The organism is Bacillus arachidis, from assembly GCF_030285945.1.
Lineage (GTDB): Bacteria > Bacillota > Bacilli > Bacillales > Bacillaceae_G > Bacillus_A > Bacillus_A arachidis.
Genome location: NZ_CP127376.1, coordinates 4,362,440 through 4,374,837 on the forward strand (window position 1 = coordinate 4,362,440; position 12,398 = coordinate 4,374,837).

Annotated in this window: 11 protein-coding genes; 5 read left to right on the top strand and 6 right to left on the bottom strand. The window is 33.2% G+C overall.

Annotation, left to right across the window (positions count from 1 at the left end):
* Positions 1-28: 28 nt before the first annotated feature.
* The 5 genes from QRY57_RS24190 (at position 29) to QRY57_RS24210 (ending at position 5,614) form a co-directional block, all read left to right on the top strand.
* Complete coding sequence (locus QRY57_RS24190) at positions 29-772, top strand: DUF3298 and DUF4163 domain-containing protein (protein ID WP_286016310.1); 744 nt, start codon at positions 29-31, stop codon at positions 770-772.
* Positions 773-822: 50 nt separating this feature from the next.
* The gene (locus QRY57_RS24195) at positions 823-1,419 is read left to right on the top strand and encodes a biotin transporter BioY (RefSeq protein WP_090693871.1); all 597 of its coding nucleotides are present in this window, start codon (positions 823-825) and stop codon (positions 1,417-1,419) included.
* 192 nt (positions 1,420-1,611) lie between these two features.
* Complete coding sequence (gene murJ, locus QRY57_RS24200) at positions 1,612-3,168, top strand: murein biosynthesis integral membrane protein MurJ (RefSeq protein WP_090693873.1); 1,557 nt, start codon at positions 1,612-1,614, stop codon at positions 3,166-3,168.
* The gene (locus tag QRY57_RS24205) at positions 3,161-4,228 is read left to right on the top strand and encodes a glycosyltransferase (protein WP_026594242.1); all 1,068 of its coding nucleotides are present in this window, start codon (positions 3,161-3,163) and stop codon (positions 4,226-4,228) included. Before murJ ends, QRY57_RS24205 begins: the two co-directional genes overlap by 8 nt.
* A 12-nt stretch (positions 4,229-4,240) precedes the next feature.
* Entirely contained in the window at positions 4,241-5,614 is a 1,374-nt protein-coding gene (locus QRY57_RS24210; RefSeq protein ID WP_286016311.1) for an O-antigen ligase family protein, read from the top strand.
* Between the two features lie 28 nt (positions 5,615-5,642).
* Here the strand turns inward: QRY57_RS24210 and QRY57_RS24215 are convergent, their stop codons facing one another.
* The 6 genes from QRY57_RS24215 to QRY57_RS24240 all read right to left on the bottom strand — a co-directional run bounded on the left by QRY57_RS24215 (position 5,643) and on the right by QRY57_RS24240 (position 12,382).
* Positions 5,643-8,321 (bottom strand): YfhO family protein, encoded by a 2,679-nt coding sequence (locus QRY57_RS24215; RefSeq protein ID WP_286016312.1) that lies wholly within the window; start codon positions 8,319-8,321, stop codon positions 5,643-5,645.
* A 92-nt stretch (positions 8,322-8,413) separates the two neighbouring features.
* The gene (locus QRY57_RS24220) at positions 8,414-8,836 is read right to left on the bottom strand and encodes a GtrA family protein (protein WP_026594239.1); all 423 of its coding nucleotides are present in this window, start codon (positions 8,834-8,836) and stop codon (positions 8,414-8,416) included.
* A gap of 12 nt (positions 8,837-8,848) precedes the next feature.
* Positions 8,849-9,856, bottom strand: coding sequence for a glycosyltransferase family 2 protein (locus QRY57_RS24225; protein WP_026594238.1), 1,008 nt, complete (start codon positions 9,854-9,856; stop codon positions 8,849-8,851).
* A 148-nt stretch (positions 9,857-10,004) separates the two neighbouring features.
* Positions 10,005-10,883, bottom strand: a complete 879-nt coding sequence (gene galU, locus QRY57_RS24230; RefSeq protein WP_286016313.1) for a UTP--glucose-1-phosphate uridylyltransferase GalU — start codon at positions 10,881-10,883, stop codon at positions 10,005-10,007.
* A 387-nt stretch (positions 10,884-11,270) separates the two neighbouring features.
* On the bottom strand, positions 11,271-11,669 hold the full coding sequence (locus QRY57_RS24235; protein ID WP_026594236.1) for a DUF2304 domain-containing protein: 399 nt from the start codon (positions 11,667-11,669) through the stop codon (positions 11,271-11,273).
* Complete coding sequence (locus QRY57_RS24240; RefSeq protein WP_286016314.1) at positions 11,666-12,382, bottom strand: glycosyltransferase family 2 protein; 717 nt, start codon at positions 12,380-12,382, stop codon at positions 11,666-11,668. Before QRY57_RS24240 ends, QRY57_RS24235 begins: the two co-directional genes overlap by 4 nt.
* Positions 12,383-12,398 lie beyond the last annotated feature (16 nt).

Genomic DNA, 12,398 nt, shown 5'->3' on the forward strand with positions numbered 1-12,398 from the left:
AATATTTATCTAAGGAGGTTCCATCTACATGAAAAACAAATTCTGTATTCTATTACTCTTAGTCTCCTTGCTCATTATTGTACCAAATTGTACGAAAGCAGCCCACCCTTCTAACTTGACAATCGATATAAAGACTGTCACGCAAAAAGGTAAGAAGCCTTACTTAGAGTATCAAATTAGCAGACCTTATTTTAGTAACTTTTACGATGAAAAATTTCAGAGCAAATTGAATACATACTACAAAACAACAACAGATCGCTTTAAAACAACTTTAGCAAAAGAAGCAAAAAAATATTATAAAGAGGCTCAGGAATCCAATGCACCTTTTCATCCATATGTTGCAAATGTCGATTATAAAGTGACATTGCAAAATTCTCCTTTATTAAGCTTATACATAAACTATTACCAATATACAGGCGGTGCCCATGGTTTATATACGTGGAAAGCAAATACGTTTGATTTAAAAGAAAAGAAGATACTCAGTCTAGCTGATTTATTTCAAAAAGACAGTCACTATAAAGATATTATTCGTACAGAAATCGTTAGACAAATTAAACAAAATGAAAGTATTTATTTTCCAGATGCTGCTGACAAAGTGATGAGTACAAAGAAATTCAACTACTTTTTAGAACCAGATAACCTTGTCATTTATTTCTCTTTATATGAAATCGCACCTTATTCAAGTGGAATTCCGCAATTTCGTATTCCATACACATTACTAAGGGATTCATTGAAGCCTACTTATCAAAACATTTTGATTGACAATAGATAAACGCATTAGCTACGATAATGTTAACTGAACATCAACAGGAGGTTAACATTTTGAAGCAATTACGCGTTTTGGATTTATCACTAGCAGCTATGTTTGTTGCGCTTATGGCAATTGGTGCGAATATCGTATCATGGGCACCGTTTTTACAAGTGGCTGGTGTTCCCCTTTCGATGCAACCATTCTTCGCAATTTTAGCGGGTCTTCTTCTCGGAAGCAGACTTGGGGCCTTATCTATGACTGTTTATATGCTTATTGGGGTTGCAGGAGCACCAATTTTCGCTAAATTCCAAGCTGGATTTGGCGCACTGTTAGATCCTACCGGTGGTTTTATTATCGCATTCATTATTGTTGCTTATGTAACAGGAAAACTAGTAGAACAAAGAGAAAAACCACAACTTGGGACATTTGCAATCGCATCTGCCACTGGAATTATCTTAACTTATATCATTGGTACAACTTATATGTATGCGGCTGTAAACCTCTGGATGGGCGGAAATATGAGTTACAAAGCGGCTTGGACGATTATGATGTGGTTTGCTGTTAAAGATATCATCTTTACAATTATCGGTGCTATCATTGCACCTCGTATATACTATGCGGTTCATAACTCTGTATATCAACGCAATTCTAGTTTCTCTCCAAAATAGAATACGTTGACCCTTAAACCATTTGAAGTAAATCATAAATTTAGAAAATAAGACACAAAAAGGATATCATCGAAATCGATGATATCCTTTTCTTTTAGAAACATCCTTGATTGCACTGATATAAATTTGATTTTTACATATAAATAAATTATGCTTGAAAAGAATTAAAATTGCATAAGGAATTGATTATAAATGGTAGGAACAGCCTCGCAAGACAAGGCAAAAAGATTTCTCATCGTAACATTATTTTTCACACTTGGGACAGCTTTAGGCAAACTACTTGGATTTGCAAAAGAAGTTACACTTGGAGCTTATTTCGGTACAAACTATGCTGTAGATGCATATGTGGTTGCTTTAAATATACCAACAATTGTATTCACTGGTATCACAGGCGCTTTTGCCTTCTCATTCATTCCTATTTTCATGGAACTAAAAGGCAAAGATCCTCTTAAAGCATATCGATTTATGAATAACTTTTTAAATATTATTTTACTCATTTTCTTTATTCCGCTTTTGCTCATTGAACTGCAACCACATTTTTTTATTAAAATGTTTGCACATGGTTTACCCGAGCAAACAGCAGTATTGTCAGCCTATTTGCTGCAAATTATTTTTCCAACTGTATTTTGTACATTTTTTATTGATATCTTCAATGCTTATTTAAACAGTTTACATAAATTTCGAATTACAAGTATACAATGGATTGTGTTAAATGGGATTACACTACTTATCTTTGTTTTGCTCGTACAATGGATTGGAATTTATGCACTTGCATTAGGTGTTATACTTGGAAATATTGTACAAACTATACTTGTCTACGTTGCTTCTAGACGCGAGGGATACCATTATAAATTTTTAATTGATTGGAAAGATCCTTCTTTAAAAAGGATGATGGCCTTAAGTATCCCTGCATTTATTACAAGTGTGTCTATTCAAATTAATTTACTCGTAGATCGAACGTTGGTTTCCGGACTGGAAGAAGGGTCTATTGCAGCTCTTAATTATTCTCAAAAGTTATATTTTATTCCACTTGGATTAATTGCTGCTCCTGTCTTAACTGTCATGTACCCAAAATTCGTTGAATATGTAAACCAGGAGAATTGGAAGCCATTCATTCAGCTCATTGAAACGAATATTAAAGTACTGTTATTTTTATTTATCCCAGTCTGTATTTATTTTACATTCTTTACTGAAGAAATTGTAAAAGTGATTTATAACTACGGTGCATTCGGAAAAGATTCTATTGAGCTAACAGCAACCGCACTACAATTTTATGCAGTCGCTGCTCTTATGCAACCTTTAAAAGATTTACTTGATCGCTTATTGTTTTCACTAAAACTGAATCGTTATATTATGTACGTATCTATCGTTTCTATGGTTGTAAATGTTATATTATGTATCGTACTCGTTCATTATATTGGTTTAGCAGGTGCTGCACTTTCAACCTCTATTGCATCAGTAAGTACAGTATTTCTGTTATTATGGATGTTACAAAAGTATATGAAAGAGAAAGAACAGATAAATTTGCACTACACTCGCTTTTTATTGAAATGTACCGTTGCATCTTTTGTAAGTTTGTATGCTTCCAAACTACTGCTTCATTTCTCACATGATACAAAATTACTTATCTTATTAGCAATAACAGTCGGTGCTATCATTTACTTACTTATTACTTACATGTTAAGAGTAAAGGAGCTACAACAATTGCTATCGCTATTTTTAGGTAAAAGGAAGGATATAAATGAATAAAATTATGTACCTTTTGAATTATGTCGGGGATGGTGGGTCGGAAAAATATGTCCTCGATTTAATTCAATCTATTGATCCAAAACGTTGTGTTCTTGTATATTCTACTCCTGGCCCTTTCTTACATAAGTTTGAGAAATTAAACATACCCATATATCGTATAGAAATGCACCATCCTTTTGATATACAAGCTGCAAGAAAACTAAAAAAAATAATCGCAAAAGAACAAGTAGATATAGTTCACGCACAATTTTTACGTGAGAACTATATTGCAATTTTAGCAAAACTATTAGGAGCATCCATACGTGTCATCTGGACATATCATGTGGATGTTCCAATGGCACGTCCTTTAAGATGGTGCAATGCTTTTTTTACTCGTTACAATGACACGATTATTTGTATTTCACAGTTTATGAAACAACAGCTTCTTGAAAAAGGGGTTCAAAAGGATAAATTAAAAATGATTTACAATGGTTTAGAAGACCCTTATTCAAATGCATTACCAGCTCTTCATAAACCGATGAAAATCGCTGTAATTGGAAGGTTAAGCGAGGAAAAGGGGCAACCTTTTTTTATAAGAAGCTTACACAAGTTAAAAACACAATATCCGTCTTTACAATGGCAATGTAATATTATTGGAGACGGGCCACTAAAAAGTCAATTAGAAAACTTAATCACGACGTTACAATTAGATGATTCCGTTTCTTTATTAGGTTTTCAAGATAACATTATAAAAGAATACGAAGCACATGATATAATCGTAATTCCGTCAAAAAATGAAGGATTATCCTACGTTGCAATTGAGGCAATTGCCATGAAAAAACCCGTGATTGCGACAAATATTGGTGGGTTACCTGAAGTTATTGTTCCAAATCAATCGGGTATCTCTATTCCATATGGAGATGAAGAACAATTAGCAACTGCACTAGCAAGATTATTACAAGATGAAAAGCTATATCATTCCTTGGCAGAATGCGGACGCGAATATTATTTACAAAACTTCACTTTCTCTAAAATGCTAACAGAAGTAAACAATATTTATCGCATACCATCATCATGTTAAAGGAGACTATATATGATACACCTTACTCGATTTCATTATATACTGCTCAGCATTTTCTTTGTTACATTAGGGTTGTTATTCCCATCACCTTATACCGGGCTATTCATTTCAGCTTTATTAGCAGTCTCTGCTTTCCGAGATGAAAAGCTCGGTATTGCTTATTTACTATTATTCATTCCGATGCGTCCTTTTCTTACAGCCTATAACGCTGGATTCAAATTGATCGGTTCTCTCATTATTCTCTCTTTGTTATGTAAATTGTTTTTACAATATCGACATAATATTTCAAAGCTATTTTCATTTCATTACTTTGAAATTGCATATTTTGTATTTTGTTTATTCGGATCTATTTTAGGAATAGTAAATGGCGTTTCTCTTACAGCGATTGTAATGCAGTTACATACCCTGTTACTATTTTACTTTGTATTCTATATTGTATCGCGGCTTTCTTTCCATCATGATGATTTGTTATTTTTTGCAAAAATAACTTTCATCGCTTCCATTATTATTTCAATACAAGGTTTAATTGAAAAACTCTCTCTACGAAGTATGTTGCTTCCAGAGGCATGGAAAGAACTCGTATTAGCCCCTACAAATAAAATACGTATATATGGGATGGCTGGCGGTCCAAATGAATTAGCGCTTTATTTAATATTAGCATTTCTCATCTCTCTCTATTTATTGCGAGATGCTTCAACCAAAATGAAATATATTGTCTATATAGGACTCACGCTTATCGCAACGACGTTATTATTAACATATTCACGTGGCGCTTTTTTAACAGTGATGATATTTGTAGTTCTTTATATCATCGTTTATAGACGTATACCGTATTGGAAATCACTACTTTCCATACTGCTAATATCATCCTTGTGTGCCGCAGGTATCTCTTCTGTGACGAATTATTTAGAAGGAGATGCTCTCGGAGCTAAACGTTTTTCAGAAGCTTTATCCGAAGAAACTGTTGAACTAAGTAAGCAAGATGGACGAATCTATTATGTAAAAAAAGCAATAGAAATTTTCAAGGACAAACCGATTACAGGATATGGTTTCGGTACATTTGGTGATGCAGCTACTCAAACACATTCTTCACCAATTTATAAGCAGTACAATATTACATGGAATTTTTATTCGGATAACCAGTACATTCAGATCCTTGCTGAAACGGGCCTCATTGGAGTCATCCTATGCGCTATATTTGCATTTGGTTTTTTAAGGCTGTTTTGGGAATATAGAAAAGAAGCACCATTTGGTCCCCTCCTCTTATATTTATGCGTCGGCGCTATCGTCGGAAGTGCTTTTTATAATATCTTAGAGAATGGAATCTTTATGATATATTTCTTTCTCACAGCTGGATGTATATTGAAAAAGAAAGAGGACTACTGATATTTCAGTAGTCCTCTTTCTTTTTATATTATAATTTTTTCTGTTTTCTTGATAACACGAAACCAAGTAACAATGTAACAAATAAACTAATAGAAGAAACGATTGCTCCTATTACAAATCCTGGAGAAGTATATTTTAATTCAACTGTATGTGTTCCTTTTTCTAAATCTAATCCAAGGAACGCATCATTCAATTTCAGTAACTTCGTCTCTTTTCCATCTACAGTCGCCTTCCAGCCCTTATCATATGGAATAGATAAGAATAAATAATCATCTTCTTTCACATCAATTTTTCCAGATACAGTACGACCTGTATAGTTTGTTACGTCAAATGGCTGTTGTTTTAATTCATTCACTCGCTGATCCAATGCATCTACATCAAGCCCATAGAATAATTGTTGTTCTAGCTCAATGGACTGATGATCTACTTTTACTTCAACTTCTACTTTTTGATTCTCAAAATAACCTAAATCAAGAATACCGTTATTCCAATAATAACGTGGATACTCCGTAAACTTCTTACCAAGTGATTTTCCATTTACATACACTTTTGTTACATCAGTTGGATCTACACGTAGTTTTGTATATAACTGTTGTTTTCCTTTTACATCAAAAATATATTTAATACTAGCTTCTTGTCCAGCTTGTTGTCTTACCAATTGAATCGGTTTTTGATTTGTATCTTTTATTTTCTTTTGTTCTTCAAGTTGTTCTTTCTTTGTTTTTTCACGGTTTACAACGGATAGGTTATTATATTCCACAGAAATTGGTTCAAGTGGTTTATAGTAGCTAATATCTTGTCCATTTAATTTGCCAATAAATTTATTTTGTTTTTCAAAGGAATTTACATAATTAATTTTTTGAACCTTTAACTTATCTTTTCCTTTTATATCAAATTCCTCTTTATTTACCATGTATCCAAATGGAAGAGCATTTTTATTCTCATATACATAGTTCTTACCTACACGATCAATTTCAGACCATCCATACTTGTTAAGTGGTTCATCTGAAATCATATATTTCATTCCGAGCAATGCATCTGTAGAAATAATGCCTTTACCATTTTGTAAAATTAGAGCCTCTAAATAACCATAGCCTAACTCCTGCATATATAAGTTTAAATGGCCGTTTGCTACGGAGTTAAAATGCGTCACACCTTTATACCCAAAACGTAATGCGTCATTCCATGTAACGCCTCGCGTCGTTTCCATGCGATAAAGTCCTTTATCCTTTTCAGCGACTTTTTGAATCGTTTCTTCATATCTTGGATATGGTGAAGCATACTCTTGACGATTAATATAACCGTACTCATATCCCATTAACTTAACCATATAGACTGTATTAAGTGCAACATCAAGTGATACCACGGCTAATAAAGCAAATGAGATCATTGCTTTATTTTTTTTCAAGCGTACTTTTGCAATTAACAATAATGCATATACAACAATAAAGAACACATTTGCAATAATTTTATTCGATTGTATATAACTTGGAGCTAAATTCCCAAGTAACAACAGCATAACTATGTTAAACAGAACAACCTTTTTTAAAGCCGGTATTAACTCCTCTTCAAACACCATAAATGTTCGAACTGCAACAAAAATGAGCATGAAAGAGAAAGTGAATGAATAACGATATGGGAAGTTCGTGGGTGGTTCAAAACCGTGCCAAGCTATATTTAAAAATGGGATTTCAAACGATAGAACTAAAAATAGTAAAACTGCTCCATATACAATCTTTTCTTTTAAAGCAATTTTCTTTGTTATAAAGAATAATGGAAGCAATAATAGTGTTAAAACACCAGCGTAAACGTTTGGCATACCATTTACTGTTGTATCGATTACTCCGTTAAAGAAGCGTGTATAGAATTCTACAAGATCAAAATTAAATGCTGTAGAAAATGGTAGCTTTGCACGTTCCACAAAGTTACTCTTTAAGTCCATATATGTTGGTAAGGTAATAAAGGCAGACATCCCTGCTGCTAAACCTGTTCCCATACAGAACCAAACAAATCTTTGTATGAATAACTTTATATTTCGAACGTCGTACAGCACACAAAAACGTGCTACAAAATAGATAAACGTAAATATCCCTACCATAACAGAGATATAAAAGTTTGTAATAAATGTAAGTGCTAAGCTAAACGTAAATAATCCATATTTCTTCTGTGTTAAAAGTTTTTCAACCCCTAACAAAATGAGAGGTAGTAAATAAATCCCGTCTAACCACATTACACAGAATGAATACACAGTTACAAATGACATTAATGCGTAAAAAGTTGAAAATAGTGTAATTGTAATTTCTCGGCGCTTCATCATATGACTTAAATAATACGTCATTGTTACACCAGCTAGTCCAACTTTTAATAACGTCATTAACATAATCGCTTCCGGAATATGTGCACGATCAAAAAAGAGAATTAAAATGGAAAATGGACTTGCTAAGTAATAGGCAAATACACCAATAAAATTAAGGCCCATTCCACCTTCCCAACTATAAAATATGCTTTTTCCATCTTTGAAAACATCATATAAGTACGTGTAAAATTGTACATATTGTGTATGTAAATCAGTTACAAGGATTGATTTTGATCCAAATGGCGCCACACCAAGTAACATGAAAACTACACCATAAATAGAAAAAGGAAGTAAGAAAGCAAATGTATATAAAACCTTCTTTTTCTTAAACAAATCTAACAGTGCTTGCATTATACTCCTCCATAACATTCTTTGTTAATAATTTATTACAAAAATATATGTATAAAAAACAATAGCCGGCATAAAGCCAAGCCATTTGTTTTTTAAGCATTTTGACCATTTTCTACATCGGTCTTCTTTCTAAAAATAACATACTTACTTGCAAAATAATTAAAGACAACAACAATAATATTTGCAATAACTTTTGTAATTAAATCATTTATACCTAACCATTCAATAAATGCTATCATCGCAAAGAGATCTATAAAATACGATAGGATACGAAATCCCATAAAATAAAAGAACTCCTTCAACGCATGAGTCAAATTAGCTTGTTGACTATTGAAGACATATTTTTTGTTTGTAATATACGCAAACAATACAGCTACAATCCACGCAATCGTTGTTGCTATTTTATAGTCCATTCCAACTAAAGTTGCACAAATGAAATAAGTTACAATATTAATCAGTGTTGTTAAACCACCAAAAAATAAATAATTAAATATTTCCTTCGTTTTATTATTCACACTTATAATCCCCTAGTGATTGGATTTTACTTTACGATCTTCTACACTATATAATTTTGCCATCTTTTTATCGCCATCTATATTTGTTACTTTGTCATCGTTATATTCATCTACAAAATATAGTGGACGCTGTTTTGTTTCGTTAAAAATACGTCCTAAGTATTCACCAATAATACCAATGGAAATTAATTGTACGCCGCCGATGAATAGAATCGCCGTCATCATGGATGGATATCCACTTACCGACTCACCGTACATAAGCGTCTTAATAATGATCCAAAGCATGTAGACAAATGCTCCGAATGAAACAGTAAATCCCATGAATGATGCAAGACGGAGTGGAGCTGTTGTAAAGGATGTAATCCCTTCAATCGCAAGATCCATTAGTTTAAAATAGTTCCACTTTGTTTCGCCTGCAGCACGTGGATCACGGTCAAATAAAATTTCTTTCTTATTATAACCAATCCAGCTAAACATTCCTTTTGTATAACGCTGTGTTTCGCGGATTTTCTTTAATGCTTCTACACAACGGCGATCTAATAAACGGAAGTCACCTGTATTTTCCTGAATAGGGATTCTTGTCGTTTTCTTTAATAAGCCATAAAATTTACCCGCTGTCCATTTTTTCGCCCATGACTCACCTGCACGAGAGCGTCGTTTAGCGTATATATCATCATAGCCTTCTTCCCAGTATTTAATCATTTCAGGAATAAGCTCAGGTGGATCCTGTAAATCTGCATCAATAATAATTACAGCATCACCCATTGCATGATCAAGACCTGCAATCATCGCTGTTTCTTTCCCAAAGTTTCGTGATAAATCCACATATGAAATGCGCTCATCGTGTTCTCTAAATTCTTTAATAATATCTAATGTACGATCTTTACTTCCATCATTCACAAATAAAATTTCAAATTTATAATTTGGAATTCCTTGAAATACACCTGTTAACCGACTATATAATTGATCTAATACTTCTTCTTCATTATATGCCGGCACTAAAATTGTAATGGTCTTCAAAGAAGATACTCCTTTCTTTTTCAAACTTTCTCATAAAGAATAATTTATAAGCACAGATTAGACATAGTAAACTGGAAGTTTGTCTTAGAATACCTCATTCTCCAATCCACTATGTCTAACCGTACATATTTATAAATGAACTAATTTTTTACAGCGTTTGTTCAGTTACAAGCTCTTGCATAATTTTTAGTAAATCCTCTTTTAGCTCATCATGCTGTAGGGCCATTTCAATTGTTGTTTGAATAAACCCAAGCTTTTCACCAACATCATAACGTTTGCCTTCAAAATCATATGCGAATACACGTTGAATCTCATTTAAACTTTGAATTGCATCTGTTAATTGAATTTCGCCACCAGCACCTACGTGTTGCTCTTCCAAGAAACGGAAGATTTCCGGGGTCAATATATAACGTCCCATAATTGCTAAGTTTGAAGGTGCTGTCCCTTGAGCTGGTTTTTCAACGAATTGCTTTACTTGGTAGCGGCGTCCCTCTTTTTCTAATGGGTCGATAATACCGTAGCGATGCGTTTCATCTTCTGGAACAGTTTGTACGCCAATTACAGAAGAAAGTGTTTTTTCATACTCATCAATTAATTGCTTTAAGCAAGGCTTTTCTGCTTGTACAATATCATCTCCAAGTAATACAGCAAATGGTTCATCACCAATAAATTTACGAGCACACCATACTGCATGTCCTAAACCTTTTGGTTCTTTTTGGCGAATATAGTGAATGTCTACCATTTTAGAGGAAGCTTGTACTTTCTCAAGCAACTCGTATTTTTTCTTTTCTAATAAGTTTTGTTCTAGTTCAAACGCATTATCAAAGTGATCTTCAATTGCACGTTTTCCTTTTCCTGTAACGATAATGATATCTTCAATACCAGCTGCTACAGCTTCTTCAACGATATATTGAATTGTTGGTTTATCAACAATTGGTAACATTTCCTTCGGCATTGCTTTTGTTGCTGGTAAAAAACGTGTTCCAAGACCAGCGGCTGGAATAATCGCTTTTCTTACTTTTTTCATGCTTATAACCTCTTTCTTTCGTTCTTGGTTTATATTCGCATTCATCCAAGTAGTATTTATTCTTCTTACTTTTCCCTGCCACATCATATTTATTGGATATATTTTGTTTTTATCCAAATACGCAAATTCCCACATTATATATCTAGTAATCTATGTGTCATATTACAAGCTTTACATGTTACTTTCTTCACTAACTGTAAAAAACACTCCGTACAAATTCTACATGATTGCCTCTTTATTCGTCAAGGTCACTTCATGCCCTCTATTTTACATTTGACACTTTATACATGTAATTGATAGTCAAACATTGTGTAACCAATTATGATTGACCATTAATAAAAAAAAGCCATTGATATATACATACTAACGGCTTTTTTCATTCGTTTATTATTCAATCGTTACTTTTTGTTTTTGTTCTTTATCGTTCATTGATTCAAGCTTTTTTTTCATGTTTTCATTTTCATACTGATAAATCGCAACAGTTTGTGTCAATTCTTTAACTCGAATAGAAGACCTTGATACAACTACAGTTAAGAAGAATAACACACATGTAACAAATATAAATCCTAAAAAGAAAAGCGCATTAATCGGCGTAGCAACCCCTAAAGCATGTGAAACAGCATCAATCGATTTAGGGAAAATCCCGATAATTAAAATACCAATTAATACACCATACCATGTTAGTACATATTTCAATTCTAGTTTCTCTTTACGAACCAAGTTCGTAAAGATCATTAGTCCTACTATAACACCTAAAATAATTAAAATTTGAAGGCGAATTGTCACGAAACATTCTCCTTTCTCTTTGGTTTCAATCTATCAATTGTAATCGCAAGCGTTACTTTAATCATATAGTAGATCGCTTTGTAATTTACAATTGAAGATGTCCCTCCAATTCGTTCTCGCATAAGCACAGGAACTTCTTCTACTTGATAATTGTTTCTTAATACAGACACGATACTCTCTGGTTCTGGATAATCTTTCGGATAATATTCACAAAACTCATTAATGATCTTTTGATTCACCATTCTAAATCCAGAAGTCGCATCTGTAATTTGTTTTCCGGATACAATTTTAATTAGCTTTTCAAAGAAACGAATTCCTAATCTTCTTGTGAAAGAAGATTGAAAACCCTCTTTATTAATAAAGCGTGAACCGATAACCATATCAACCTGCTTCTCCTCCATCGCCTGAAGAAGATCCCCTAAATATGCTGCATCATGTTGACCATCACCATCAAATTGTACAGCGATATCATATCCATAACGCTGGGCATATTTATATCCAGTCTGCATACCTCCACCAATTCCTAAGTTAATTGGCAAACTTACATAGTTAAAATTATTATCTTTACAGATTTGCTCAGTATCATCTTTTGAACAATCATTAATGATAACATAATCAAAATCTGGAGCATTCTTTTCTATATCCTCTACAACGTGTACTAAGTTTGTCGATTCGTTGTAAGCAGGAATAATGATGAGTTTCTTTTTAAACAAGTCTAATCCCCTCACT